The sequence below is a fragment of the Dyadobacter sp. CY326 genome (genome assembly GCF_021390515.1).
In the GTDB taxonomy this organism is placed as follows: Bacteria; Bacteroidota; Bacteroidia; order Cytophagales; family Spirosomataceae; genus Dyadobacter.
On record NZ_JAJUXI010000013.1, the window covers coordinates 86433 to 112345 of the forward strand.

A 25913-nucleotide genomic window follows, 5' to 3' on the forward strand; every position below is an offset into this window, starting at 1 on the left:
GGGCATAACTGGCGCTTTATCCTTAGCTTTGGGTAGTTTTCATAGTGTGGATAAATAAAATTACCTTTCACAATGCAGGATTCTTATGTTATAATAATGGCCGGTGGAGTTGGCACCAGATTTTGGCCTTTCAGCAGGACCGATTTCCCGAAACAATTTCACGATGTATTGGGCACAGGCAGAACACTTTTACAGCAGACAGTTGAACGTTTCGACGGCGTTTGCCCTATCGAAAATATTTATATCGTTACAAGTCAGGAATATAAAGACATTGTAAAAGAGCAGATTCCTGCTTTGACCGATGATCAGATCCTTTTAGAGCCAAACCGCCGTAACACAGCGCCTTGCATTGCTTATGCATGTTATAAAATAGCATCCAAGAACCCGAATGCAAATGTGGTTGTAGCCCCTGCGGACCATATTATTTTGAAAGAAGAAAATTTCCGCGACACAATTAGCATTGCGCTGGGTGCAACACGGAACGAGGACATTCTGGTAACGCTCGGCATTCAGCCAAGCCGCCCGGATACGGGATATGGTTACATTCAATACATTCCTGATAAAATGACGGTTAAAAAAGTGAAATCCTTCACTGAAAAACCGCATTTGGAATTGGCCTTGCAGTTTTTAGATAGCGGTGATTTTGTTTGGAATGCAGGGATTTTTGTTTGGAATGTGAATGCATTCAAGAAGGCATTAAAGTCTTATCAGCCCAACATTGCGGAGATTTTCGAAGGCGGCGATGGACATTATTATCTGGAAACAGAGGACGGCTTTGTGCAAAGAGCCTATCAACATTGCGGCAGCATTTCCATCGACAACGGCATCATGGAAAAAGCGGATAATGTGCATGTTGTGCTCAGTAACTTCGGCTGGTCGGATCTTGGAACCTGGAAATCACTTTACGAAGTGTCCGAAAAAGATGAAAATCAGAACGTTACAGACGGAAATCTGATTTTACATAACACAACCAATTCAATCATTAAAACGCCAAAAGATAAATTAGTTGTTGTCAACGGCTTGGACGGCTTCATTGTCGCAGAATACAACGGCGTTCTGCTCATTTGCAAAAAAGAAGACGAGCAGAAAGTAAAGGAATTCGTCGCCGAGGCGAAGGAGCTGGATGTGAAATATGTTTAAAGAAAAATAATCCCAGAGGAATAAAATATTGGCTACCAATGTTATATCCCTCTGGGATTGTCAATTTAATATCTTCTCAATCTCAAAAAACCTTACATCAGCCTTAACCTTCTCTAAGATCTTCTGTGAGCGTTCGGGTCTTGCGTCGGTTATGAAGACTTGGCCCAGGAAGCCGGTGTCGATTAATTCTATGAGTTTTTGGATGCGTCGGTCGTCTAGTTTGTCGAAAATGTCGTCCAGCAACAGAATTGGCGTCTTTCCTTTTTCCTCTTTCAATAATTCAAACTGCGCCAGCTTTAATGCGATCAAAAAAGACTTTTGCTGGCCTTGCGAACCGAATTTTTTCAATGTTACACCGTCAATTTCAAAGGTGTATTCATCCTTATGAACACCTTTCCCGGTGCGTTGCGCGTGCAAATCCCTTGCCCGGTTCCTGCGAAACTCAGCTGCAAAATCTTTACTCGCAACCTCGCTTTCATAAATCACATCCACTTGTTCGTGTCCGCTGCTCAGGAAATCATAGTTTTTGTGAAAAAGCGGCACAAAGCGCCGCATGAATGTGCTGCGGTGATCGTAAATGCGCTGAGAAAGAATGATTAGCGGCTCATTATAAGTTTCCAATAAATCTTCATCCACATAATTGCGCTCTGAAAAAAGCTTCAAAAGACCATTCCGCTGGCTTAGTATCTTATTATATTGAAGAAAATCAGAAAGATAACCGGGAGCAGCCTGCGCCAGAACGCCGTCGAAGAAGCGTCTTCGTTCTTCGCTGCCGTCGCGGATCAGGTCGGTGTCATTGGGTGCAATCAAAACGAGCGGAAACAAGCCAATGTGATCGCTTAGCCGGTCGTAATGCTTTTTATCGGCCATGAAAATCTTGCGCTGGCCGCGCTGCATGCTGCAAGTGATTTGCGTATGTCTTCCGGAATCTTCAAAAATCCCGTCCAGCAAAAAGAAATCGCTGGTGTGGCGAATGCCGAGTGCATCCTGATTGTGAAAGGCGCTTTTGGTGAGTGAAAGAAAATAAATGGCGTCTAAGAGGTTCGTTTTTCCGCTTCCGTTCTCCCCAACCAGACAATTTACATGTTCCCCAAAGGTGAAGGCTTTCTCTTCATAGCTTTTAAAGTATGTAAGATGGAGCTTTTCTAGCCACATGAACTTCTTTGTTATTTAGTTTATGCTTATTTTCGCAAATCATATTGCGTGAGTACGGCAAAAAACAGACTCTGTTCAAACCACTAACTTTAAGACAAAGTTCTGTCTTTATAAACGAGAACCAAATACATGGCCACCGTTACCGAGAAAATTAAAGCATCAGCTCCAAACAAATTACAGCATCCGAAGGAACAATACATGTTCTGGTTCGAGAATATGCTTTTACAGCGTCGCTTTGAAGAAAAAGCAGGTCAGTTATATGGTCAGCAAAAAATCAGAGGATTTTGTCACTTGTATATTGGCCAGGAAGCTTGTTCATCAGGAGCCGTTACTGCCCTAAAACAAGGCGATAAATACATTACTGCTTACCGCGACCACGGCATTCCGCTGGCATTGGGCACATCGCCTAACGCAATCATGGCTGAGCTTTACGGAAAAAAAACAGGGACAACCAAAGGAAAAGGCGGTTCTATGCACATTTTCGATAAAGAAAGAGGCTTTGTGGGCGGTCACGGAATTGTAGGAGCGCAGATTCCATTGGGAGCAGGAATCGCTTTTGCTGAGAAATATAACAAAACCGGAAACCTTTGCATCTGCTATTTCGGCGATGGAGCCATCCGTCAGGGCGCTTTTCACGAAGCGTTGAACATGGCGATGAGCTGGAAACTGCCGGTGATTTTTGTAGTGGAAAACAATGGATATGCAATGGGAACTTCGGTTGCGAGGTCATCCAATGTTACCGAACTCTACACATTGGGTGAGGCTTATGACATTCCTTCTGAGCCTGTTGACGGAATGAGCGTTGAAGCCATTCACGAAGCAGTGGGCAGAGCGGCCGAGCGCGCCAGAAGCGGTGAAGGTCCAACATTCCTTGAATTCAGGACATATCGTTACAGAGGTCACTCGATGTCCGATCCACAAAAATATCGCTCGAAAGAGGAAGTGGAAGAATACAAACACCGCGATCCAATCGAACAAATTCGCGCTGTGATCCTGGATAATCAATTGGCAACAGCAGAAGATCTCGAAAATATTGACAAAAAAGTAAAAGAGATTGTAGCCGAATCGGTTCAGTTTGCTGAGGATTCAGAATTCCCTGATCCGAAAGAGGCCTACACCGATGTTTATGTCGAAAATGATTATCCTTTTGTAATGGATTAGTCGGCCATAAAAGCAATTTAAAAAAAACCCGCCGGATTATTTCGACGGGTTTTTTAAGTAAATTCGGCTTTTACATTTACAGACCAATCTTGTTTTTGCTTTTTTACGTAAATAGAATTTTAGTAATAATATAAGAATATGCCCTTAGACCAGGAAATAGAAAGCGAAGAAGAAGAAGTTGGCAAAGAGATGTCGTTTATCGGGCATTTGGAGGAGTTAAGATGGCATGTAATTCGAGCTGGCGGATCTATTCTTGTTTTTGCAATTATCGCTTTTGTCTATATCAAGGAGATTTATCATTATGTGATCATAGCGCCTTCACAGCCTGATTTCTGGACTTACCGGATGCTTTGCAAGCTTGCTGCCGTTGTAAAATATGATGAGCTCTGCATTAAGGCGTTGAATTTCAAGTTGCAAGCAATTGGCGTTGGCGATCAGTTCACGATGAGCATGACCTCCTCCGTGATTGCAGGTTTGGTGTTTGCTTTTCCTTATGCTTTCTGGGAAGTCTGGCGGTTTATTAAACCGGGATTAAGGCCGGCTGAGCAGAAATCTGCGCGAGGAGCCGTTTTTTATGTCACGTTTTTGTTCTTTTCGGGCGTATTTTTCGGTTATTATGTTGTTACGCCATTGGCAATCAACTTTTTAGCAAACTTTACATTAGATCCGTCCATTATTAACGAGTTTAGCTTGTCGTCCTATATTTCACTGGTTGCAACGCTTACGCTTGCTTGCGGGATCGCGTTTCAGCTTCCGATTGTGGTTTACGTGCTTGCTAAGGTTGGAGTCTTGACGCCATCATTTATGCGCGAATACAGAAAGCACGCCATGATTGTCATCCTGATTGTGGCAGCCGTTATCACTCCATCACCAGATATTTACAGCCAGGTTATCGTCGCCATTCCTTTGTTTCTGCTCTATGAATTGAGTATTCTGGTTGCAGGAAAAGTAGAAAGGGAGAAACTGAGAGAAGAAAAAGCGCTTGCGAATATCTCTGGAAATTCAGATTTCTAACGGACAAATAATTTAAAGCTTATTACAGACCTCAGCCAATCGGTTGAGGTCTTCTTTTTGGTGGAGCGTGCTGATGGCGATTCGGGTGACTGGGGCGTCGTTAGCGCTGGGGTAGGAAAAGCAGGATGCCATGATGCCGTTCGAGAGCAATGTTTCAAACAAAGCAGAACCTTCGGAGCAAAAAACCGGATGACCAGCAACGCTTTGAAATATGTCTGATGATTTCAATAGTTTAGAAAAATAAGCAACATTCTCCGCTAGTAAGGCACTTTGCTTCTGATAATGGTTTGTTTCCAGAAGCGTTTTGAGCGCGTAAATGTAGGCAGGCGCAGATGGAGATGCTCCCGCAAACCATGCAGAATGACGGATTAATTCGGCGGTCTGCGCATCACAAGCAATGACGCCCCCCGGAATGCCCAAGGCTTTATTGAGTGAAGAAACCATAACAACGTGCATTTTTTCCAGCATGGCAATGGATTGATAAAGTCCATTTGCAGATGCTCCATTAATGCCCAGCGTATGCGACTCGTCTAAAACAATCCAGACGTTCCTCTTATCTGATAAATTCGCAAAAATCGAGAAATCGAATGCCTCAATAACTGGCGAGCCTATGGCGTCTGTGCAGATAATATGAGCAATGTTTTCGGGAGCTTCATTGATTTTTCGAACAACACCGTTCGCCCATTCTGACCAAAGACCGGAAGTGAAAGCATGCTCATTTCCCCATAATGCGGGATGCGCTTTGGGTGCGTAATGATATTGAATGCGTTGGTATGCGGCAGATGTATGGATTATAGATTCAATGATCTTCATCACACATTGCCCTGCCCACATTCCCGACGAGGTAAGTAATGCAGCTTCCGAGCCAATCCATTCAGCCAATTCTAATTCCGTCTCATCATAAATCGCTAGGCGGAGCGTATTGTTTCGTGAGCTTCCGAAATGCAATCCTTGCTTGTCAAAACCTTCGATTAAAAAGCTACGAAATGTTTCGTTATGACCCATTCCAAGATAATCCGTCCCGCTGAACCAAAGATATTTGCCTTCTTCCCTGGTGAGCACAGTGCGGCCGGGAAGTTGGTTGGTATGGAAAGTTTTCACAAAGGAATTGTTATTAATGAATGGCATTCAAGATTGCCCCGGAACCATTTCTGTCAGCGAAGAGAATGCGCCCGTAGTCAAATGTTACACCAGAAGCGGGATCGTTTTTAATTAAAAGCGAGCCGTCCATATCCACATAGTCGAGGAGCGGAAGGAAGTGGGCGATTGCCGAAATCCCGACGCTGCTTTCGGTCATGCAGCCGATCATTGTTTTCATTCCCAATGCTTTGGCTTCATTGATCATGCGTTTTGCGGCAGTTGGACCACCGCATTTGGTAAGTTTGATATTGACTCCGTGAAATAGTCCATAACAGGATTTCACATCACTTTCAATGATGCAACTTTCATCTGCAATGACAGGAAGCGCACTTTCCGTAAACACTTTTCTCATTCCTTCAATGTTGTCAGCGGCCAGCGGCTGCTCGATAAACTCAACGCCAAGTTTTTTAAGCTCGGGCGCAAAGGCAATGGTTTGTTCGGCTGTCCAGGCACAATTGGCATCAGCGCGAAATAATGCATCTGTGTTTTTACGAAGTTCTGCAACTATACGAAGGTCTTCGTTGGTCCCTAATTTGATCTTGTAAATCGGCCAGGGAAGTTCCTTCATCTTCGAAACCATTTTTTCAATCGTGTCAATGCCAATCGTAAAATTGGTGAGTGGAATGTGCTCAATGTTTAAGCCCCAGCTTTCGTAAAGCTTTTGGTTTTTCTTTTTGGCAAAAAAATCATGAGCTGCTTCATCCAGGGCACACTGGGCAAATGAATTGGATTGCAACAACGGATGGGTCAGTTCCCAAAGCCTTTCTGCACTTTCAAAATCACCACTCTCGACAATGCTCTTGACTGCATTCAATGCCTTAATCATATTCTCGATCGTGATCCCATAATAAGGATTGCTTGTCGCCTCACCGAGTCCGCTAATGCCATTATCGCGCAGCTCAACGATCAGCGTGGGCTGAACGTCACGGGAATCATGCGCGATGGTGAAAGTATGTTTTAATTGAAGGTCAAAAGTGTGAAAAAGCAATTGCATCGGGTGAAGGTTTTAATTCCGCATATCCAGGCCCCAGGATAATTTATTTCGCAAAGTGTTTAAAAAGCTGTCGTCACGCATTTTGATCAAGCGCGCTATGAAACCGGCTTTTCTGACTGTTAGCAACGTATTTTCATCCACCACGCGCGATCTTGCATCCAAAGAAACGAGGAAATTGTTGCTTCGACTTTTCACTTCGAGCCTGATGACAGAAGTGTCTTCCACCACCAAGGGACGCACATTAAGATTATGCGGGCTGATGGGTGTTATAATGAAGTTTTGAGAATGCGGAACGAGAACCGGCCCGCCACAGCTAAGTGAGTAACCCGTAGAACCCGTTGGCGTGGAAACGATCAATCCATCCGCCCAGTAAGAGTTTAAAAACTCGTCGTTAAGATATGTATGGACCGTTATCATGGACGAAGTGTCTGTTTTGGTGATCGTGAAATCATTCAAGCCAAAACTTTGCCCATCAAAAATATCAATGTTGGATTCGATTTCTACCAGCGTGCGTTCATCAATGCGATATTGATTGTTTTCCAGCGCCGAAATCATGTCCGTAATCCGGTCCGGTGAGACAGTCGCCAGGAAGCCAAGGCGGCCTACATTGATGCCGATTGCGGGAATTTGCCTTTTGCCAACGTGCGAAATGGTTTCAAGCAATGTGCCGTCGCCTCCCATGCTGACAATCAGCCGCGCATCGAAGAGTTGTTCCGGATTTTCATATACAAGGTTGGAATAGTGTGTGATCCCATTCTGGTCCAGAAAGTTCCGAAAGGGTTTGGAAAGCTGGACTTCAACTTTTCGGCGGGACAGTTCATTGAACATGTTTTCAATGAACGGGCGGGCAGACTCATTAAAGTTGCGTCCGTGAATTGCTATTTTCATGGAAGAAAATGTAGATCATCTTGTTTCTTCCGAAAGATACGCGCAAATATGCCGATTCAAAACAGCGGCGCAAGAAGTAATGTGAAGATATCAGGTCGCAAGGTATCTCAAAAGCATATCCAGACGCTCCTGATCAACGCTTTCAATTGGATCATTTGCGTGCGCTTCCTCGATTTCGTAACCGAAACGTTCGAGCGTGGCAATGATGGGTGTGATGTGTGTCCGGTTAAGCTTTAAAGTAAGCCGGGCTTCATTTAAAGGGTTATAAGTTTCGCCGGACGAATAATAACTGCTGATGACCTTTGTGCCATTGGATTCTATCAATCGGCTGATTTCGGAGAGAGAATAACTGCGTTCAGCGATTTTAAGCACAATAACCGCTCCCTTTTCCTGAACACCCAATTCATTTACAAAATGCTCGATCAAATCATTAAGCAAAATGCTTCCTGCAAAAGTCCGGTCTTCATGCAGAACGGGAATGATCTGCAACCCAAACTGATTGACCAGTCGTAACAGTTCATAAGGATGCTGATCGTCTGACGCAAAAATGTCCTTATGCTGAATAATGATCTTCGCAAGCGGATCGGTGTTATCGGCAATGTCAAAAAGAATATCTTCTGAAACAATGCCTTGATAAACGCCCAAATCTGCAACTACAAGCTGTTTTACACCAAATTCATCCATCCAGTCCAGTGCCGTGCTCACCGAGTCGGTAAGTTTCAGAACAGGAATCATAGGATTAATCAGTGTCGCAGCAAGCATAAGTCAGTCCGTCATTTTTCGAAGCTATAAAAAAACTATATATGTGTCAACTTTCGTATAAAGAATTCGAGGTTTAACATTTCAAGCAACCGGCACCGAGATGTTTTTTTCCAGGAAGCTTTCCAGTATAACATTAAATTCGTCAGGATGTTCCATCATTGGCGCGTGGCAGCATTTATCAATAAAATAAAGCTCCGAGCCAGCGATGAGCCTGTTGAACTCATATCCTACGTGAGGCGGCGTAATCGTGTCATTCAAACCCCAAACCAGCAGCGTAGGAACATTAATTTCGTGCAAATCTTTTGCAAGATTATGACGCTGGGCCGACTTGGCAATTCCTACAATGCTCATGCATTTCGGAATGCTGGATGTCGTTTCAAAGACTTCATCGATCAAATCTTTTGTCGCGACCTGCGGATCATAAAAAGTGTAAGCAACACGCTCCTTAATGTAATCGTAACTGCCGCGTTTTGGAAAAGATCCGCCCATTGAGTTTTCAAACAAACCCGAACTTCCTGTCAAAACCAGCTTATGAACGTTATCCTGGTTCTTTAAAGTATATAACAATCCAATATGGCCGCCAAGTGAATTTCCAATTACAGTCACATTGGTTAAGTTTTTAAAAGAAACAAAGTCTTCCAGAAACGCAAGCAATGCTTCCAAACCGGCCTCGCGCGGAGGCAACTCATAAATGGGAAGCAAAGGAATAATGACCCGAAAACGGCCGGAAAAATGATCAATGATGCCGTCCCAGTTACTCAATGCACCGAACAGGCCATGCAAAAGCAGCAATGTTTCGCCTTTTCCCTCATCGATAAACTGAAACCTGCCCTCCGCATGTATTGGATATTTCATTCTGTGATTAAGATTTAGAGATGTATGGAGTTTTTCGAAGTTACAATTTCAATGGCGAGATTTTATAACCCATCAAAGAAACTAGTGCATGATTTCCATAAGCTACAAAACTAGTTAAATTTTTTAATTGGTAACAGTCATAAAGGAACAAAGCAAATTTGAATTTCTTGTAAATATTATATTAATAAACACAAAACCTGAATTATAACATTGAATGGTGCAATTTGGTTTGACGAAGCCCTTCCCGGTTACACATTATGACATTCGCCCGGTTCAGGTAAAAAGCGGTTATCCGGCGCTTCAATACAAGATCAGTGCGTGTAACCGAAATTTAGTTAGAATTTGCAGTTATACGAATTAGAAAAATATTAAAACAACGATTTATTAACATGACATTCCAATTGACATTTCGTTACTCCAAAGGTTTCAGCTTGCTTTTGCTCGCTTTTTTGTTTTTGACTGTTCGGGTTTCTGGTCAGACAGTCATGCCGCTTTATCCTAATCAAATCCCGAATTCCATTTCAGCGCCGGACGAAGAAACTAACAAGGATCAGGTCATCAGAAAGGTTTCCAAGCCGACATTGAGCATTTACTTGCCGCCAGCAGCGAATGCGACCGGAACGGCAATTATCGTTTGTCCGGGTGGAGGTTATGGCGTGCTGGTTATAGAATGGGAAGGATACAGGATTGCGAAAGAATTGAACAAGTCGGGCATTGCGGCCATTATTCTGAAATATAGGTTGCCGGATGAGAAAATCATGACTGACAAGTCGATAGGCCCGTTGCAGGATGCGCAGCAGGCAATTAAAACAGTGCGCGAGCGTGCAAAAGAATGGAATATTGATCCGCAAAGAATCGGCATTATGGGCTTTTCGGCTGGCGGGCACCTTGCTGCAACCGCGGGCACACATTATGACAGCACATTCATTTCAAACCCTGAAAAGACGAGTTTGCGTCCTGATTTCATGGTTTTGGTTTATCCGGTAATCAGTTTGATGGACAAAATTGGTCATAAAGGATCAAGCAGTAACCTGATTGGCCAGTCTCCAACTCAGGAAAAGGTTAAGTATTTTTCGAACGAACTGCAGGTCAAAAAATCAACCCCGCCCACTTATCTGACGCACGCGGGTGACGACACGGTTGTGCCTGTTTCCAACAGCATCAAATTTTATGAAGCGCTCAATGCCAATGGTGTCCCGGCTGATATGCACATTTACGCAAAAGGAGAACATGGTTATCCCAAAACGCCGGAGCTCGGTGAGTGGTTTGGGCGCTGCCTGCATTGGATGAAAGTGAATAATTTGCTGAAAGCTGATTGAACATTGCTTAACAAATTTGCGCGACAAATTCCTGATATTCCGGGACGATAGTTTTCAATGCGCTGATCATGACGGCATCATCGCCGCTTTCCATTGCCTCGCGGAGCATTTTTAATGTTGTTGTTGGACAAAAAGCTTGATGAGCAGTTGTGCTGATGCATATTTTTGACTCTTCATTTCCCATAAAAGGTTTTTCGTTTTCATGAAATAAAGTTTCAAGAAGCTTCTCACCCGGTCGCAATCCTGTGTAGACGATCTCGATATCGCGGCCCAATTTAAGTCCGGAAAGCCGGATCATGCGCTTGCCAATGTCTGTAATCAAAACAGGTCGGCCCATGTCAAAGAACAAGATTTGTCCGTTTTTCCCTATGGCACAGGCTTGCAGCACGAGCTGGCAAGCTTCGGAAGCCGTCATAATGTAGCGGCTCACCTCCGGATGCGTAACTGTTATGGGGCCCCCTGCCTTTATTTGCTTTTCAAATGTCAGGATGAATGAGCCATTCGACCGGAGCACATTGCCAAATCGTGTGATAATCCATTGTGTGGGCGACTGTTTTGAATGGCTTAGCGCTTGTAAATACATTTCGGCAACACGCTTGGTCGCGCCCATGACGCTTGATGGGTTAACGGCTTTGTCCGTCGAAACAAGCACGAATTTTTCAACGCGGTGAGCCATTGCCAGTTTTGCCATCGTCTCCACACCAAACACATTGACCTTAATGGCTTCGTAAGGATGCTTTTCCATAAAAGGAACGTGCTTGTAAGCGGCAGCGTGAAATATAATCTGCGGTTGAAACTGTTTGAAGATCACATCCATTCGCCCAAAATCTGTTATATCAGCCACGTAAGCGTGCAGTTCCAGCGTGACAAACTGCTCCTGCAATTGCAAATCAAGGTCATTCAACGCCGTTTCAGCTTGATCGACCAGGATGAGCTTTGCCGAATTCAATGCGCAAAGCTGCCATGCGAGCTCGCTTCCGATGGAGCCTGCTGCGCCCGTAATCAGGACAACGCGGTTATCAATTTCTTTACAGATCTCGGATGTGTCCAGCACAATTGGCGCTCGTCCCAATAATGCTTCGGCGCTGAAATGGTAGTTCTTCGGCGCAGGTCGTACGGCTGGATTTATGTTTTGCATATCAAAATGTAATTCCCATAAAGCGGATTTTACATTGATACGCGGGCATCGCGGATTGGTCACAAAAAAAGGCTGTAAATTTTACAGCCTCTCATTTCAATATATTTTTATTTCTAAATCAAGCCTTCAAATATGCCCGGCGCGAGTCCGAACAAGATGGTGAGGAATGTTGCCAGCAGTAAAATTGCCTGATAAAACGGCGCAACGCGAATTTTAATCGTGTCTCCCTCTTTCAAATAAGACGATATAATAACCCGGAAATAATAGTAAATCCCAACTGCCGACATTAAAACGGCAATGACTGTAATCCAGATAATCCCTCTGTCCGCTGCACTTGTGAAGATGAAGAATTTACCCCAAAAACCTGCCGTTAACGGAATCCCTGCCAATGATAACATCGAAACCGCAAGCACAAAAGCCAGCAAAGGATTTTGTTTGGCTAAACCATTAAATGCTTCGTAACGCTCGTTAGGCTGCCCTTCAAATGTCTTTTCTTTGGAAACCAACATTAACACGCCGAATGCACAAATGGTTGAAAGTGAGTATGCTAAGGAGTAAAAAACAATGGCGCTTTGTGACGGCTTGGTCAATGCTGTCAATGCAATTAACATATAACCAGCATGTGAAATCCCTGAATAAGCCAGCATTCTTTTAAAGCTGTTTTGGCTCGTTGCACCAATGTTCCCGACAAGCAATGTGAGCACGGCAATGGCCGCGATGACAACCCACCAGAAACTGTAAATGCCGCTGAAAGAAGTGCTTAGCAATCGGAAAAGTGCAGCGAAACCAGCTGTTTTCACGATTGTTGACATGAATGTTGTGAAAATCGTTGGCGCTCCTTCATAAACATCCGGTGTCCAAAAGTGGAAAGGCGCTGCTGAAACTTTGAAAAGCATTCCAATTAATAAAAGCAGTAAACCAGCATATAAGATGTAAGGCTGGCTGTTCGCCTGAATGTTATATGCAAAACCCTGGATATGCGTGAGTTTGAACGAGCCGGTTGCACCATAAATCAATGTGATCCCAAAAAGCATAAAGCCCGTTGCGAACGCGCCCATGAGGAAATATTTTAATGCTGCTTCATTAGAGCGAAGGTTCCGTTTGTTGCTTCCTGTCAAAATATACATCGCAACGGACAAGATTTCAACACCTATGAAAAGCATGATCATGTGCTCAAAGCCAATCATCATCAGCGCGCCAACCAGTGAAAAGAGCATTAATCCAAAATATTCCGCCGGCTCTGAATCCGGGTTGTCCTGAAATCCTCCTGAAATGGCCACAATCATGAATGCGGATAATAACACAATGCCATTGAATGCAAGTGTCAGATTATCCACGCGGAGCATGTCGTAAAAATATAGCAACGGCCCTTTGTTCCATTCCACAAAATTGCTGGCTATGGCAAGAACAAGGAAGAATAACACCGCAGGAAGTAAAATATTCTTTGATTTCGAGAAGCCCAAAAACAGGGTTACGACGCCAAGAACAGACAACAATATAATGGGATACATATTTTGACTAGTTATTAACCATTTGTAAAAGTTGACTTACAGCTGGCTCTGTTAATTTCAGAAACGTGTTGGGGTAAATGCCAATCCAGAAAACCATGATAACCAACGGCAAAAGCACAGCACGCTCGCTCATCGTAAGATCCTGAAAACCTTCAACCCATTTAGAACGAGGCCCGAACATGGATTTTTGAAACAGGCGCAGCATATAAACCGACCCTAAAATGATGGTAAGACCTGCAATGGCACCCAACCAGCCGTCATATTGAAAAACGCTGGACAGCAGCAGGAATTCACCCACAAAACCATTTGTCAACGGAAGCGCAACACTTCCCAGCAGCAAGATCATAAAGTAAACGCTCAAATGCGGCGTGCTTTGCGTTATGCCTCCCAACTGATCCAGATAGCGCGTTTTGGTGCGGGAATAGATAATGTCAATGATAAAAAACAAGCCGATTACATTGATTCCGTGCGCAAGCATTTGAATGAGTGCGCCTTGCAAACCGTTTATGGAATAAGAGAAAACACCAGCGGCCATCAAACCAACGTGCGCAAAGGATGAGTAAGCGATCAAGCGCTTCATATCGCTTTGCTGAATGGCAATAATAGAACCGTAAATAATGCCGATCACAGACAAAACCATCGCCATTGTGCCCCAAACTTCCATTCCGCCCGGAACAATCGGGAGCAAAAAACGGATCAAACCATAAACCCCCATTTTTAACATAATTCCGGAAAGCAGCATTGTTGCTGGTGTAGGGGATTCTGTGTAAGTGTCTGGCTGCCAGGTGTGGAAAGGGAATAGTGGCATTTTGATCGCAAATGCAATGAAGAATGCCCAAAAGACAAAGCCTTGAACTTGCTTGCTAAGTTGTAATGCGTAAAATGCGGTGATCTCAGAAGTATGCGTGCCGGGTGTTTGATAATACAAATAAACGAGTCCAACCAACATTAACAAGCTTCCGAAAATGGTGTAAATGAAGAACTTGAATGTTACTTTCAAACGATTTTCTCCACCCCAGATTGCCGCAAGGAAATAAACCGGAATCAGCGCAGCTTCAAAGAACAGATAGAATAAAAACGCATCCGTAGCCGTAAAAACGCCGATTAAGGCGGCTTCCATGAACAAGATCAGGGAATAAAAGGAAGCGGGTTTTCTGTAATCGTGGTTGAATGCAGAAATGATGATAAGTGGTGTCAGAAATGTCGTAAGCAAAACGAGAACCAAGCTGATCCCGTCAATCCCGGCAGCGAAAGAAATGCCTCCGGATGCCAGCCAGGCATATTTAAAGCTGAATTGCGTGCCCGCAGCCGGATCAAATTGCAGCCAGGCGGCAATGGCAACACCAAGAACGGCCAGACCGCTCACCAAAGCAACTTGCTTCGCCAGACGTTCGCCCGAAAGAAGCGTAAGAACGCCTGCGGCAATTGGTAAAAGTATTAAAAGAAGAGTAAGCATATTTTCAAGTCAACGGTCAGCAACAAATGGTGAACGGATTTTATTGATCAAAGTAAAAGCTTCCAGAACAAGATGATCACCATGCCTAAAACCATGGCAAAAACATAATCTCCCGTGGATCCTGTCTGTGTTTTTCTCAAAAGTCCTGCTAGAAACTGCGTCAGTCTGACGAATGCATTCACAACCAGATCAATGAAAAATTCTCCGAAACTGTAAAGGATATTGGATAAGGTTTTGATTGATTTCACAAACACATTGTCGTAAATCTCATCAACATAATATTTGTTGTAAACCAAACCTTGCAATGCTGATTTGGGCTGAGAATCAGGAGCCGGAACGGACGCTTTTTGCACATACATAACATAAGCCACGATCGCTGAAACCAGCGCCACAGCCACAGAAACGCCCATTAGTAAATATTCTTCCGAATGCGAAAGCTCTGTTGGCAAGAAAGCCTCAGGATTAACCTGACGGGAAGCATCATACAACGGGCTCATGAATTCAGCCAGATGATGCGTGCCATGCAATGCTTCGGGAACACCGATAAAACCACCTAATGCTGATAACACTGCCAAAATAACCAGTGGAATCGTCATCGAAGCAGGCGACTCGTGCAAATGATGCTCCTGCTCGTGCGTGCCGCGGAATGTTCCAAAGAATGTAAGGAAAAGCAATCGGAACATATAAAACGAGGTCATCAGCGAGCCCAAAACCCCGATTACCCAAAGCAATTTGTTGTGTTCAAAAACGTGTGCAAGAATTTCATCTTTCGAGAAAAACCCAGCAAATGGCGGAATCCCGGAAATTGCGATGGTTGCAATCAGGAATGTCAGGAATGTGATCGGCAGCTTTTTACGCAAGCCACCCATGGAGCGAATATCTTGCTCGTCGGACATGGCGTGAATCACACTTCCTGCTCCTAAGAACAATAATGCTTTAAAGAATGCGTGCGTGATAACATGGAACATGGAGGCTGAATAAGCCATCGCACCCAAGCCCATGAACATATAACCCAGCTGACTCACAGTAGAATACGCCAGGACTTTCTTAATGTCATTTTGTAGCAGACCAATCGAAGCCGCAAACAATGCCGTTGCTGCACCAATGATGCCGACGATTTCTAATGTAGAGGGCGCCAGCGAATAGAGGACATTGGAACGGATCACCATGTAAATGCCAGCCGTAACCATCGTGGCCGCGTGGATAAGCGCAGACACAGGCGTCGGACCCGCCATCGCGTCTGGTAACCAGGTATATAAAGGAATCTGCGCCGATTTTCCCATTGCACCAATAAACAGGAACAATGTAATGGTGATGATCACCGGATCGCCGATTTCAAAATCCGTTGCCTGGCTGAAAACCTCAAGATATTCAACCGAACCGAATGTGGAGATGATTGTAAAAATCCCCAATAGGAAACCTAAATCCCCTACGCGGTTCATAATGAATGCCTTACGGGCTGCGTTATTGTAATTTGTGTTTTTATTCCAAAACCCGATCAGCAGATAAGAGCACAATCCAACGCCTTCCCAGCCAATGAACATGATCACATAATTGGAACCCAGGACAAGCAGCAACATGAAGAACAAAAAGAGGTTCAGATAAGCGAAAAACTTACCAAAACCCTCGTCATGATGCATGTAGCCAATGGAATAAATGTGGATCAGCGAACCAACTCCGGTGATGATCATCAGCATTAAAAGCGAAAGCTGATCAACCTGAAAAGAGAATGGAATATTCAGATTGCCAACTGTGATCCAGTCGAAAAGCGGCACGATAACAGGCTGACTTCCTGCTGCTAGAAATGCTTGAAATGTCATAACCGACAGCACGAAACTCGCTACAACAGCCAATGTTCCGATAATGCCGACAGCGCCTTTGGGTATGGTCTTAAATCCGATTCCGTTGATCAGGAAACCAATCAGGGGTAAAAGTGGAATCAGAATGAGTAATGATGCAGACATGTTTAAAATTTAATCTTTATGGGCGGATGCTTACCACTTCAATTTATTGAGAAATCCAATATCCGTATTTCTTGTGTTTCGATAGATCATTACAATAATCGCAAGCCCTACAGCCACTTCTGCGGCGGCAACAGCCATGATAAAAAACACAAAAACCTGCCCGGAAGGGTCAGATCTGTAAGATGAAAATGCGATAAGGAGTAAGTTCGCAGCATTCAGCATCAATTCCACGGACATGAAAATGATAATCGCATTCCGACGCGTCAAGACGCCGATAATGCCAATTACAAAAAGTAAAGTGCTGAGTATTAGATAATGTTGAAGTGGAATGTTCTGAATAACCGCTGGTATATTGACCTCTGGAATGTTAGGGTTTGGGATCATAGCAGGTTTACCTGGTTGGATATTCGGTTAAAATAGTCAAAAATAGATTTCCGGCAAAAATAGACATAAATACCGCTTACTCAAGTTAGTTCGCAACGATTATGTCATCGCTGGGTTAATGCCCTCAGTTTAATCTCCGTAAGTTTTCTTTTAGTATCCAAAGGAAATTCTCCTTTCATGATCCAGTCAAAGAAAGAAGGCTCATTTTTCAAAACATCCAGAACACGTTTGCCATTGTGTTTACCAAAATTGAAAACTTCCTCACCTTTATCATTGTAAGTCATACGACCTGCAAAATCAATCAATTTTGAAGCCGTAAGCTCGTGCAATGCAGCCACGTCATTTTTGATAGGCTCGGTTTCAACGCCGTGTGAATCAACGACTTTAACGCCTTCATAGCGAGCAATTTGTCCCTGCAAAACTTCGAATGTTGCAATCGTATCGGCTTCTGCGCTGTGCGCGTTAAGAAGCTCCTTTCCGCAATAGAATTTATAAGCTGCGCCAAGGTTCCGCGGCTCCATCATGTGGTAAATGCGTTGCGCATCAACAGTCCGGCGGTTCTTCATATCAAATTCAACACCAACGCGCAGAAATTCTTCCACAAGCATGGGAATGTCAAACCGGTTGGAATTAAAACCAGCCAGATCGCATCCTTCCAGGAACGTTGCGAGGTTTTTCGCGATGCCTTTGAATGTGGGTGCGTCCTTGATATCCTCGTCATAAATGCCGTGTATCAGACTGCTTTCCAGCGGGATAGGCATTTCAGGATTAATCCTGCGTGTGCGGATTTCGGTTTCACCATTGGGAAGTGCCTTTACGACAGAAATCTCAACAATACGGTCGCGGACGATGTTGACTCCGGTTGTTTCAAGATCAAAAAAAGCAAGCGGCTTTTTCAGACGGAGGGTATGCATAAGGCACTCAAATTTGATTTTCGAGCCGTGAAGTTACGCCTAAACCTAAGATAGCGCAAGGAACAGGTTAGTTTATATAGATTATAAAAAAGTTAAAATTTGCTGTATTTGGTTAGTTGCAAATGCCAACTTAGTCCATCCAGCCGTAAGATTTCGTCACCGCTTTTTGCCAGCCTTTATAAAACTTTTCCCTGGTTGCTTCTTGCATATTGGGATTCCAGGTGTGCGCAATGGCCCAATTGGCGGTGAGTTCATCTGTATTTTTCCAATAACCCACGGCAAGCCCGGCAGCATAGGCGGCGCCTAATGCAGTGGTTTCGGCAACGGCTGGTGAAACGACTTGGGTGTTCAGAATGTCGGCCTGGAATTGCATAAGGAGCTGATTGGCAACCATTCCGCCGTCAACACGCAACGAGGCGAGTTCAATGCCTGAATCCTGTTCCATTGCACGAACAACGTCTAATGTTTGGTAAGCCGAAGCCTCTAAGACGGCACGGGCAATGTGGCCTTTATTCACGTATCCGGTCAATCCGGCGATGACGCCACGCGCGTCATTTCGCCAGTAAGGAGCATAAAGTCCTGAGAATGCAGGCACGAAATAAGCGCCGCCGTTGTCTTCAACGGTTTGCGCCAGTTTTTCAATGTCACTGCTTTTTTTAATCAAACCTAAATTATCCCGCACCCATTGCACCAGTGCGCCGGTGACTGCGACGCTGCCTTCCAATGCATACTGAACCGGATTGTCGCCGAATTTATAAGCAATGGTTGTGAGTAAGCCATTTTCCGATGTTTTCAGTTCGTTACCCGTGTTCATGACGAGGAAACAGCCGGTTCCGTAAGTGTTTTTTGCCATGCCTGGCTTGAAGCAAGTTTGGCCAACCAATGCTGCATGCTGGTCCCCGAGGTCGCCTGCGACTGGCACGCCTGGCAAAATTTCGTTATTCACATAACCATAAATTTCGCTGCTGCTTTTGATCTTAGGCAACATATTTTCCGGAATGTTGTATGCTGCCAGCATTTCTTGGTCCCATTGCAACGTTTTCAAGTTCATCAGCTGCGTGCGGCTTGCATTGGTTACGTCCGTCACGTGAATGCCCCCTTCGCCATGCGTCCCACCCGTCAGATGCCAGATCAGGAAAGTGTCCATATTGCCAAAAATCGCATCGCCTTTTTCAGCATCTTCGCGGATGCCTTCGACATTGTCCAGAAGCCATTTTAATTTAAGGCCGCTGAAATAAGTGGAAACCGGAAGTCCTGTTATGTCGCGAAACTGGTTCAAACCGCCTTCTCGCTCGTATTTTGCAACGAGTTCGGTCGTTCTCGTATCCTGCCAAACCAATGCATTATAGTAAGGTTTGCCCGTGCGCTTGTTCCAGACAACCGTTGTTTCTCTTTGATTTGTAATGCCAATGGCCGCAATGTCCGCCGCCGTTGCCGACACATTGATCCGCGCAATGGCGATCACTTCCAATGTATTTTTCCAGATTTCGGTTGGATTATGCTCCACCCAGCCCGGATGCGGGTAAATTTGTTCGTGTTCCTTTTGTCCTACTGAAACAATATTTCCCTGATGATTGAAAAGTATGCAACGCGTGCTGGTGGTTCCCTGGTCAATGGCGGCGACGTATTTCGACATGGTGGTATTTTGATTGGCTTTTTTTGCAATAAAGTCAGTAATTAGAGAAAATTACCTGATCTGAACAAATCAGAGCCAAAATGAACCCTCACACACATTCCGGAAATGAAGCGTAAACTCAAAATAGCGGGACTGGCGGCGCTGGCCGCTGTTTGTTTGTTTTTAATCCTCGATTTCGCCTTTCCTTTCCAGCCTAAGATCCATTACGCAACGCAGATCACAGATCATAAGGGCAATGTGATCCATGCTTTTTTGAGCAAAGACGATAAATGGCGCTTGTATGCGAGTGTTTCAGAAATCACGCCGCTGCTGCGTAAGACGTTGATTCATAAGGAAGATCAATATTTTTATTCGCATCCCGGCGTGAATCCATTTGCAATCGTGCGAGCTGGCGTTCGCAATGTTTTCACTGGCCGAAGAACTTCCGGCGCCTCTACAATCACGATGCAAGTTGTGCGGTTGATCGAGCCAAGAAAACGGACCTATTTGAACAAAATCCTTGAAATCCACCGCGCATTGCAGCTCGAACTGCATTATTCCAAAGCCGAGATCCTGCAAATGTATCTCAATCTGGTGCCTTATGGCGGGAACATTGAAGGGATTAAGGCGGCTTCATTACTATATTTTGGAAAACCACCTCAGCTGCTCAGTCTGTCAGAAATCACAGCATTAACCATTGTCCCGAATCGCCCGTCAAGCTTGCGGCCCGGAGCGCGTAATGAAGCGTTGGTTATTGCCCGAAATGAATGGTTGCGCCGGTTTGAGGAAGAGCAGGTTTTTGATAAAAATATTATTCAGGATGCATTGAATGAGCCATTAGTCGTGAAGCGATTGCAAGCACCGAAGCTGGCCCCGCATTTGGCATTGAGATTAAAAAAAGAGAATCCGGACCAACCTGTCATTCATAGTCCGCTCAAAATCCAGCTGCAAAGTCAGATCGAGGAGCAGGTCAAAAACTATATTAACCGCCGCAAAACGATGAACATTCACAATGCGTCGGTGCTGGTGGTAAATAATGAAACGATGGAAGTGGAGGCTTACATTGGCTCGGCGGATTTTAATAATCCTTTTGATGGCGGTCAGGTGGATGGCGTAAAAGCGGTCCGATCACCTGGAAGCACATTAAAACCATTGCTTTATGCCGCCGCTTTTGACCAGGGATTGATCACTCCGAAGAATATCGTAAATGACGTTCCGAGTAATTTTAGCGGTTATGAGCCGGAGAATTTTGACCAGCATTTCAATGGTCCAGTCACGGCGGAGTTTGCATTGGCTAATTCATTGAACATTCCGGCGGTGAAGATTTTGAAAGAAGTAAGCACGCCGGTTTTGATTTCTAAACTGCGAAAAGCAGGATTTAAAACTATTGACAAGCAAGCCAAAGATCTCGGGCTTTCCATGATTCTCGGCGGCTGCGGCGTAACATTGGAAGAACTAACACGCCTTTTCGCAGCATTTTCCAACGAAGGCGAGCTGAAACGGCTGCGCTACACATCCGAAACGGCTTTGGACAAAAAAGGAACACCCATTATTTCCTCCGAAGCAGCCTACTTATTAACCAACATTCTCACACAAATAACACGCCCCGACTTGCCCACAAACTTCGACAACACTTATCATTTACCCAAAATCGCCTGGAAAACGGGCACTTCTTACGGAAAACGGGATGCATGGAGCATTGGTTATAATCGCCGATATACAATTGGGGTTTGGGTAGGTAACTTTTCCGGCGAAGGCGTGCCGGAACTGAGCGGCGCGAACACAGCTACGCCATTGCTGTTTTCAATTTTCAATGCATTGGATTACAACTCCCCAAAAGGCTGGTATGAAACGCCGGCCAATGTTTCTTTAAGAAAGGTTTGCGCTGCGAGCGGTGACATTCCATCTGAATTTTGCACGCACCAAATTCTGGATTATCACATTACGGGCGTTTCTGCTTATAAGAAATGTCAGCATTTGCGGTGGGTTTTTACAGACAAGTTTGGCAAGATTTCCTACTGCACTTACTGCATTCCTGAAAACGGATTTGAGAAACGGGCTTATGCCAATCTGGCACCGGAGTTGATCGCTTATAATGAGCTGCAAAAAATCCCTTACCAAAAAATCCCGCCACATAATCCTGCTTGTGAACGTATTTTCCACGAAGGTCCGCCTTTAATAGTTAGTCCGAATGACGGAAGCGAATATTACTTACGCCCCGACGAGCCACAGCAGATCCAGCTGGCCTGCCAGACTTCCAATGATGTGCAGGAAGTTTTTTGGTATATTAATGATAAGTTGAATAAAAAATCTGCCCCGCATGAAAGCGTTTTTGTAAGCCTTCCGCTGGGCAGAGTCAAGATTTCGTGCAGTGACGACAAAGGCCGAAACGCAAATATCTGGGTTACGGTGAAGAAGATGTAATGTTACAGCGCTTGGCCTTCCGCTTCCTGATATACAACCTGGATTAATGTCTGTCCAACCGCTTTTAATGTCTTAGGATCAATGTGTTCCATGGTGTCATCATTGGTGTGCCATTGATCGAAGAATGTTTTTGACATATTGTTCGGCTTCGTGTGAATGATGTCGATCATCGGGATTTTGGCGATTTTATTCACCGCCAAATGGTCGTCTGTGATCGAACCGCCTCTTTCGTTGATGAAGAAATTGCTGTAACCCAATCTGCTAGCCGTGTTCCATACAGAGTTAACAACGCTCTCAGCCATTTGGACTGAATAACCTTCCTTGAAGAATGTCGCACCTTTTGCGCCAGCCATATCCAGTAAAATTCCGAAGTAAGCTGTGTAGTTAGGCACATGTTTGTTCGCTGCCCAATATTGCGAACCCAGGCAGAAACCGCCATATTCATCATTTGCCTTTTCTGAATTTCCCCAGTCTTCTGCATCGAAAAATATAATGTCAACGCCAATTTCAGGACCAGGTTTTTGGGAAGCAAGCACTCGTGCAACTTCTAAAAGAATTCCCACGCCACTTGCGCCATCATTAGCAGCCAGCACAGGTTTATTTTTTACGAGGGAATCCTGATCAGAGAATGGCCTTGAATCCCAGTGCGCTGTGAGTAAGATGCGTTTTGCAGCTGTCGGATTGAAACTGCCAATAATATTTCGGCCATTCAGAATTGTGTTATCAAAAGTCGTATCCTTGAAAGCCTGCTCAATGACCGTAAGGCCATATCCTTTCAGCGTAGCCGCCAAATAATCACCACAAGCATCATGCTTCTTCGTGTTAGGAACCCGCGGACCGAAATCAACTTGCTTTTGAACAAATTGATAAGCTGAATCCTCGCTAAAAGCAGGGCTTTTTACCAGTGCGGGCGGTTGTTCCGCCGCTTGCTCGGAGCTGTCTTTGGTTTTGCAGCCGTAAGCCAGCAAGAAGACAAACAATATTAAAGGTAACTTTTTCATAATCACTCTTCGTAGGCCCAATCAATCCGCGTTTTGGAGTCGCGGATTACCAGTCCCTGGTTTTTGAAGTAAGAACGGATTTCGTCTACTTTTTCGTAGTTCATCAATAATTTATATTCGCGATACAATTTCAGCATGCCGTCGAGGATTGCATAACCTTCGGCGACTTCCTCTTTCAAGCCCAAAACATCCTCGAAAAAAGTAACAAAATTGTTTTTTAATGCATTAAATGTCTCTTCGCCCAACGCAGCCGATTTCAGCTGGCCCATGTTGAGCATATTAATGTATTTCAGTAGATTGAAGAGGTTCGCAAACGCAACGGAAGTGTTCAGGTCATCATTCATCGCTCCATAAAAACCTTCAATCGCTTTTTCAATTTCTATTTTTTTGATCTCGTCAATGCTAACGCCTTCTTCGTGTACATAGGAAAGCAGTTTTGCATTTCTCAAACCATTTGCAAGCTTTTTATAACCCTTATGCGCTGCTTTCAATGCTTCATTGGAGAAATCAAGCGTGCTGCGATATTGGCTTTGCAGCATGAAAAAGCGGACGGTCATCGGACTGTAAGCCTGCTCTAATAATGGATGGCTTCCGGAGAAAAGCTCAGCTGGCAAAAACGAGTTGTTGAGCGATTTGGACATTTTTTGTCCGTTCACTGTCAGCATATTCGTGTGCATCCAGTAGCGCACAGGTTCTTCATTCGTGAGTGATTTGCCTTGTGCGATTTCGCATTCGTGGTGCGGGAATTTCAAATCCATTCCGCCGCCGTGAATGTCGAATTGTTTACCTAAATACTTACCACTCATGCAAGTACATTCCAAATGCCATCCTGGAAAGCCCATTCCCCACGGAGAATCCCATTGCATAATGTGTTCAGGGCTGGCCCTTTTCCAAAGCGCAAAGTCCAGCGGATTTCGCTTTTCAGACTGTCCGTCCAGCTCGCGCGTTTCATTCAAAAGGTCTTCAATAATGCGACCGGAAAGCTTGCCATACTCATTGCCGTCAGCTTGATATTTATTGATATCAAAATAAACGGAGCCATTGGATTCGTAAGCTGCGCCTTTTTCTATTAATGTTTTAACGGCTTCGATTTGTTCAATTAAATGTCCGGTTGCAGTGGGTTCAATGCTGGGTGGAATCAGGTTAAATATGGCTGAAACGTCGTGAAAATCATTGGTATAGCGCTGCACGATCTCCATGGGTTCAAGCTTTTGCAGCTTTGCCATTTTACCGATTTTATCTTCACCCACTTCTCCATCACCCACCAAGTGCCCCACATCCGTAATGTTCCGCACATAGCGAACTTTATATCCAATGTGCGTCAGATAACGGTAAAGAATGTCGAAAGACAGAAACGTCCGGATATTTCCTAAGTGTACATTATTATAAACCGTTGGACCGCAGACATACATGCCGACATAAGGAGGGGCAATTGGAACAAATACATCCTTTTTACGGGAAAGTGTATTGAATATTTTAAGCGGCTGGAAAGTCTGGGCGGTCATCTATGTTTTTACTTTTCTAAAAACTGATTGTATTAATGTTGTGTCTTTTCAAGCCGGGTTTCTACCCAGTTGATGATTATTTCTGCGTTTTGTAATCCGACTGACGCTAATTCGGCGCTTTGGCTTCCTTGGTAACCCATGTCAATGTGCAGAACCTGATAAGCAGTCGTGAACTTGGCCAGCAAACTTTTGTCTACCTTGCTAAGCTCCATTTGATACCACTCCACACTTTTTGGCGTTTTTTTGTTCTTCTCTCCCAAAAACTGGTTTAATGCTAACAAGATGCCAGTATAGGCAGTATGCCCTGCAATCTTGACATATTTTTTGTCCTGATACATGCCTTCCTGCTTTTTCGCATTGTTACTCAAAAAATCTTTGGCATTGTCAATGTGTCTTCTGGCTTCGCTGATCGCTTCCATAGTTATGTGTTAGTGGTGAAAGTGGTAAATTTTACAAAAATAGCAAATAACCTATCATTGAGTTAAACACTTTGGCATAATACAATGCGGGCCGGATGCTATTCGGGCGTTTTGATTATCTTCGCAGCGCTTTTGCGAAGAAGGCCTTGTTTGAAACTATCTTAAAATCAATACAATACTAATTTATGAGTTTATTAACCGTAGGATCTGTTGCATTCGATGCGCTCGAAACACCTTTTGGAAAAACAGATAAAATTATTGGCGGTGCGGCCACTTACATCACACTAGCAGCATCATATTTCACCAAAGAAAACAATCTCGTGGCTGTTGTCGGGGGCGATTTCCCGGATGAAATGATCTCTCTTTTGCAGGATCACGGCGTTAATACAGAAGGACTTGAAATCGTTGAGGACGGAAAAACTTTTTTCTGGTCGGGGAAATATCATGAGGATATGAACACCCGTGATACGCTTGTGACGGAACTGAATGTAATGGAACATTTCGATCCCATCATTCCGGAATCTTACCAGGGCACGACGTTCTTAATGTTGGGAAACACGGTTCCTGCGACGCAGAAACTGATTATCGAGCGCATGACCACGCGTCCGAAGCTCATTATGCTCGACACGATGAACCTTTGGATGAACATTGCGATGGATGATCTGAAAGCCGTTTTGAAAATGGTGGATTTGATCACAATCAATGATGAGGAAGCACGCCAGCTTTCTGGAGAATATTCGTTGCGGAAGGCTGCGAAGAAAATCCTGGAAATGGGACCCACGACATTGATCATTAAAAAAGGAGAACACGGCGCATTGTTGTTCCAGGGAGACAAGATTTTCTTCGCCCCAGCATTGCCTTTGGAAGAGGTTTTTGACCCAACCGGCGCAGGAGACACATTTGCAGGCGGATTTATTGGTTATCTGGCCAGCACCGACGACATTTCTTTCGAAAACATGAAACGCGCTATTATATATGGATCTGCGATGGCGTCGTTCTGCGTGGAAAAATTTGGAACCGAGCGCATCGTCAATCTTACACAAAAAGAAATCAATGACCGCGTGCAGGATTTTGTGAATTTGTCAAGTTTCGAAATTCAATAGTCAGTTTTGAAAGTTTATGAGTCTATAAGTTGAGGATTTTTTATTCTTACT

General features: G+C 44.3%; 22 protein-coding genes. 6 read left to right on the top strand and 16 right to left on the bottom strand.

The genetic code is table 11. From position 1 onward, the window contains the following. The first annotated feature begins 72 nt into the window (after positions 1-72). The gene (locus tag LZG73_RS23465) at positions 73-1140 is read left to right on the top strand and encodes a mannose-1-phosphate guanylyltransferase (protein ID WP_233855034.1); all 1068 of its coding nucleotides are present in this window, start codon (positions 73-75) and stop codon (positions 1138-1140) included. A gap of 60 nt (positions 1141-1200) precedes the next feature. On the opposite strand, the gene recF is transcribed toward LZG73_RS23465, so the two are convergent. Then, entirely contained in the window at positions 1201-2295 is a 1095-nt protein-coding gene (gene recF / locus LZG73_RS23470; protein ID WP_233855035.1) for a DNA replication/repair protein RecF, read from the bottom strand. Between the two features lie 129 nt (positions 2296-2424). On the opposite strand from recF, the gene pdhA reads away from it, so the two are divergent. Continuing rightward, positions 2425-3456, top strand: coding sequence for a pyruvate dehydrogenase (acetyl-transferring) E1 component subunit alpha (gene pdhA, locus LZG73_RS23475; RefSeq protein ID WP_233855036.1), 1032 nt, complete (start codon positions 2425-2427; stop codon positions 3454-3456). A 138-nt stretch (positions 3457-3594) separates the two neighbouring features. Then, positions 3595-4470: a twin-arginine translocase subunit TatC gene (tatC, locus tag LZG73_RS23480; protein WP_233855038.1), complete on the top strand. Its 876-nt coding sequence runs from the start codon at positions 3595-3597 to the stop codon at positions 4468-4470. Between the two features lie 12 nt (positions 4471-4482). Here the strand turns inward: tatC and LZG73_RS23485 are convergent, their stop codons facing one another. From LZG73_RS23485 to LZG73_RS23505, 5 genes are all read right to left on the bottom strand, one after another. Continuing rightward, a complete protein-coding gene (locus LZG73_RS23485; RefSeq protein WP_233855040.1) occupies positions 4483-5571 on the bottom strand; it encodes an aminotransferase class I/II-fold pyridoxal phosphate-dependent enzyme in 1089 nt (362 codons plus the stop codon). 13 nt (positions 5572-5584) lie between these two features. Further along, complete coding sequence (locus tag LZG73_RS23490) at positions 5585-6604, bottom strand: dipeptide epimerase (protein WP_233855042.1); 1020 nt, start codon at positions 6602-6604, stop codon at positions 5585-5587. 12 nt (positions 6605-6616) lie between these two features. Next, positions 6617-7492 carry an NAD kinase gene (locus LZG73_RS23495; RefSeq protein WP_233855044.1) on the bottom strand — a complete coding sequence of 292 codons (876 nt, stop codon included), beginning with the start codon at positions 7490-7492 and terminating at the stop codon, positions 6617-6619. A gap of 90 nt (positions 7493-7582) precedes the next feature. Continuing rightward, the gene (locus tag LZG73_RS23500) at positions 7583-8254 is read right to left on the bottom strand and encodes a CBS domain-containing protein (RefSeq protein WP_233855046.1); all 672 of its coding nucleotides are present in this window, start codon (positions 8252-8254) and stop codon (positions 7583-7585) included. An 81-nt stretch (positions 8255-8335) separates the two neighbouring features. After that, a complete protein-coding gene (locus LZG73_RS23505; RefSeq protein WP_233855048.1) occupies positions 8336-9109 on the bottom strand; it encodes an alpha/beta fold hydrolase in 774 nt (257 codons plus the stop codon). A gap of 389 nt (positions 9110-9498) precedes the next feature. Between LZG73_RS23505 and LZG73_RS23510 the strand changes: the two genes are divergently transcribed. Further along, positions 9499-10428: an alpha/beta hydrolase gene (locus tag LZG73_RS23510; RefSeq protein WP_233855050.1), complete on the top strand. Its 930-nt coding sequence runs from the start codon at positions 9499-9501 to the stop codon at positions 10426-10428. A 7-nt stretch (positions 10429-10435) separates the two neighbouring features. Here the strand turns inward: LZG73_RS23510 and LZG73_RS23515 are convergent, their stop codons facing one another. From LZG73_RS23515 to glpK, 7 genes are all read right to left on the bottom strand, one after another. Continuing rightward, positions 10436-11566 (bottom strand): SDR family NAD(P)-dependent oxidoreductase, encoded by a 1131-nt coding sequence (locus LZG73_RS23515; RefSeq protein WP_233855052.1) that lies wholly within the window; start codon positions 11564-11566, stop codon positions 10436-10438. A gap of 113 nt (positions 11567-11679) precedes the next feature. Then, complete coding sequence (locus LZG73_RS23520) at positions 11680-13077, bottom strand: NADH-quinone oxidoreductase subunit N (protein ID WP_233855054.1); 1398 nt, start codon at positions 13075-13077, stop codon at positions 11680-11682. Between the two features lie 7 nt (positions 13078-13084). Then, positions 13085-14533, bottom strand: a complete 1449-nt coding sequence (locus LZG73_RS23525) for a NuoM family protein (RefSeq protein ID WP_233855056.1) — start codon at positions 14531-14533, stop codon at positions 13085-13087. Positions 14534-14580: 47 nt separating this feature from the next. After that, positions 14581-16497, bottom strand: coding sequence for an NADH-quinone oxidoreductase subunit L (gene nuoL / locus LZG73_RS23530; protein WP_233855058.1), 1917 nt, complete (start codon positions 16495-16497; stop codon positions 14581-14583). Positions 16498-16527: 30 nt separating this feature from the next. After that, complete coding sequence (gene nuoK, locus LZG73_RS23535; protein WP_026629568.1) at positions 16528-16881, bottom strand: NADH-quinone oxidoreductase subunit NuoK; 354 nt, start codon at positions 16879-16881, stop codon at positions 16528-16530. 104 nt (positions 16882-16985) lie between these two features. Next, entirely contained in the window at positions 16986-17795 is an 810-nt protein-coding gene (locus LZG73_RS23540) for a 3'-5' exonuclease (protein WP_233855060.1), read from the bottom strand. A gap of 130 nt (positions 17796-17925) precedes the next feature. Next, positions 17926-19431 carry a glycerol kinase GlpK gene (gene glpK / locus LZG73_RS23545; RefSeq protein ID WP_233855062.1) on the bottom strand — a complete coding sequence of 502 codons (1506 nt, stop codon included), beginning with the start codon at positions 19429-19431 and terminating at the stop codon, positions 17926-17928. A 105-nt stretch (positions 19432-19536) separates the two neighbouring features. Here glpK and pbpC point away from each other — a divergent pair, with 105 nt between their 5' ends. Further along, positions 19537-21834: a penicillin-binding protein 1C gene (gene pbpC / locus LZG73_RS23550; protein WP_233855064.1), complete on the top strand. Its 2298-nt coding sequence runs from the start codon at positions 19537-19539 to the stop codon at positions 21832-21834. A 2-nt stretch (positions 21835-21836) separates the two neighbouring features. Here pbpC and LZG73_RS23555 read toward each other — a convergent pair whose 3' ends face one another. Genes LZG73_RS23555 through LZG73_RS23565 form a run of 3 tightly spaced genes read right to left on the bottom strand, consistent with a single transcriptional unit; the run spans position 21837 to position 24759 of the window. Beyond that, positions 21837-22835 (bottom strand): M28 family peptidase, encoded by a 999-nt coding sequence (locus LZG73_RS23555; protein ID WP_233855066.1) that lies wholly within the window; start codon positions 22833-22835, stop codon positions 21837-21839. A 2-nt stretch (positions 22836-22837) separates the two neighbouring features. Then, positions 22838-24340 (bottom strand): cysteine--tRNA ligase, encoded by a 1503-nt coding sequence (gene cysS / locus LZG73_RS23560; RefSeq protein ID WP_233855068.1) that lies wholly within the window; start codon positions 24338-24340, stop codon positions 22838-22840. 32 nt (positions 24341-24372) lie between these two features. Then, the gene (locus LZG73_RS23565; RefSeq protein ID WP_233855070.1) at positions 24373-24759 is read right to left on the bottom strand and encodes a DUF5618 family protein; all 387 of its coding nucleotides are present in this window, start codon (positions 24757-24759) and stop codon (positions 24373-24375) included. A gap of 185 nt (positions 24760-24944) precedes the next feature. Between LZG73_RS23565 and LZG73_RS23570 the strand changes: the two genes are divergently transcribed. Continuing rightward, positions 24945-25862 carry a PfkB family carbohydrate kinase gene (locus LZG73_RS23570; RefSeq protein ID WP_233855072.1) on the top strand — a complete coding sequence of 306 codons (918 nt, stop codon included), beginning with the start codon at positions 24945-24947 and terminating at the stop codon, positions 25860-25862. Positions 25863-25913 lie beyond the last annotated feature (51 nt).

What these genes read in the sequence shown, in the direction of transcription:
- nuoK (WP_026629568.1), bottom strand. Translation starts at nt 16,881, where the DNA reads ATGATCCCAAACCCTAACATTCCAGAGGTCAATATACCAGCGGTTATT.
- LZG73_RS23565 (WP_233855070.1), bottom strand. Translation starts at nt 24,759, where the DNA reads ATGGAAGCGATCAGCGAAGCCAGAAGACACATTGACAATGCCAAAGAT.
- LZG73_RS23500 (WP_233855046.1), bottom strand. Translation starts at nt 8,254, where the DNA reads ATGCTTGCTGCGACACTGATTAATCCTATGATTCCTGTTCTGAAACTT.
- pdhA (WP_233855036.1), top strand. Translation starts at nt 2,425, where the DNA reads ATGGCCACCGTTACCGAGAAAATTAAAGCATCAGCTCCAAACAAATTA.
- glpK (WP_233855062.1), bottom strand. Translation starts at nt 19,431, where the DNA reads ATGTCGAAATACGTCGCCGCCATTGACCAGGGAACCACCAGCACGCGT.
- LZG73_RS23570 (WP_233855072.1), top strand. Translation starts at nt 24,945, where the DNA reads ATGAGTTTATTAACCGTAGGATCTGTTGCATTCGATGCGCTCGAAACA.
- LZG73_RS23510 (WP_233855050.1), top strand. Translation starts at nt 9,499, where the DNA reads ATGACATTCCAATTGACATTTCGTTACTCCAAAGGTTTCAGCTTGCTT.
- LZG73_RS23515 (WP_233855052.1), bottom strand. Translation starts at nt 11,566, where the DNA reads ATGCAAAACATAAATCCAGCCGTACGACCTGCGCCGAAGAACTACCAT.
- pbpC (WP_233855064.1), top strand. Translation starts at nt 19,537, where the DNA reads ATGAAGCGTAAACTCAAAATAGCGGGACTGGCGGCGCTGGCCGCTGTT.
- LZG73_RS23490 (WP_233855042.1), bottom strand. Translation starts at nt 6,604, where the DNA reads ATGCAATTGCTTTTTCACACTTTTGACCTTCAATTAAAACATACTTTC.
- LZG73_RS23465 (WP_233855034.1), top strand. Translation starts at nt 73, where the DNA reads ATGCAGGATTCTTATGTTATAATAATGGCCGGTGGAGTTGGCACCAGA.
- LZG73_RS23525 (WP_233855056.1), bottom strand. Translation starts at nt 14,533, where the DNA reads ATGCTTACTCTTCTTTTAATACTTTTACCAATTGCCGCAGGCGTTCTT.
- tatC (WP_233855038.1), top strand. Translation starts at nt 3,595, where the DNA reads ATGCCCTTAGACCAGGAAATAGAAAGCGAAGAAGAAGAAGTTGGCAAA.
- nuoL (WP_233855058.1), bottom strand. Translation starts at nt 16,497, where the DNA reads ATGTCTGCATCATTACTCATTCTGATTCCACTTTTACCCCTGATTGGT.
- LZG73_RS23540 (WP_233855060.1), bottom strand. Translation starts at nt 17,795, where the DNA reads ATGCATACCCTCCGTCTGAAAAAGCCGCTTGCTTTTTTTGATCTTGAA.
- cysS (WP_233855068.1), bottom strand. Translation starts at nt 24,340, where the DNA reads ATGACCGCCCAGACTTTCCAGCCGCTTAAAATATTCAATACACTTTCC.
- LZG73_RS23495 (WP_233855044.1), bottom strand. Translation starts at nt 7,492, where the DNA reads ATGAAAATAGCAATTCACGGACGCAACTTTAATGAGTCTGCCCGCCCG.
- LZG73_RS23505 (WP_233855048.1), bottom strand. Translation starts at nt 9,109, where the DNA reads ATGAAATATCCAATACATGCGGAGGGCAGGTTTCAGTTTATCGATGAG.
- recF (WP_233855035.1), bottom strand. Translation starts at nt 2,295, where the DNA reads ATGTGGCTAGAAAAGCTCCATCTTACATACTTTAAAAGCTATGAAGAG.
- LZG73_RS23520 (WP_233855054.1), bottom strand. Translation starts at nt 13,077, where the DNA reads ATGTATCCCATTATATTGTTGTCTGTTCTTGGCGTCGTAACCCTGTTT.
- LZG73_RS23555 (WP_233855066.1), bottom strand. Translation starts at nt 22,835, where the DNA reads ATGAAAAAGTTACCTTTAATATTGTTTGTCTTCTTGCTGGCTTACGGC.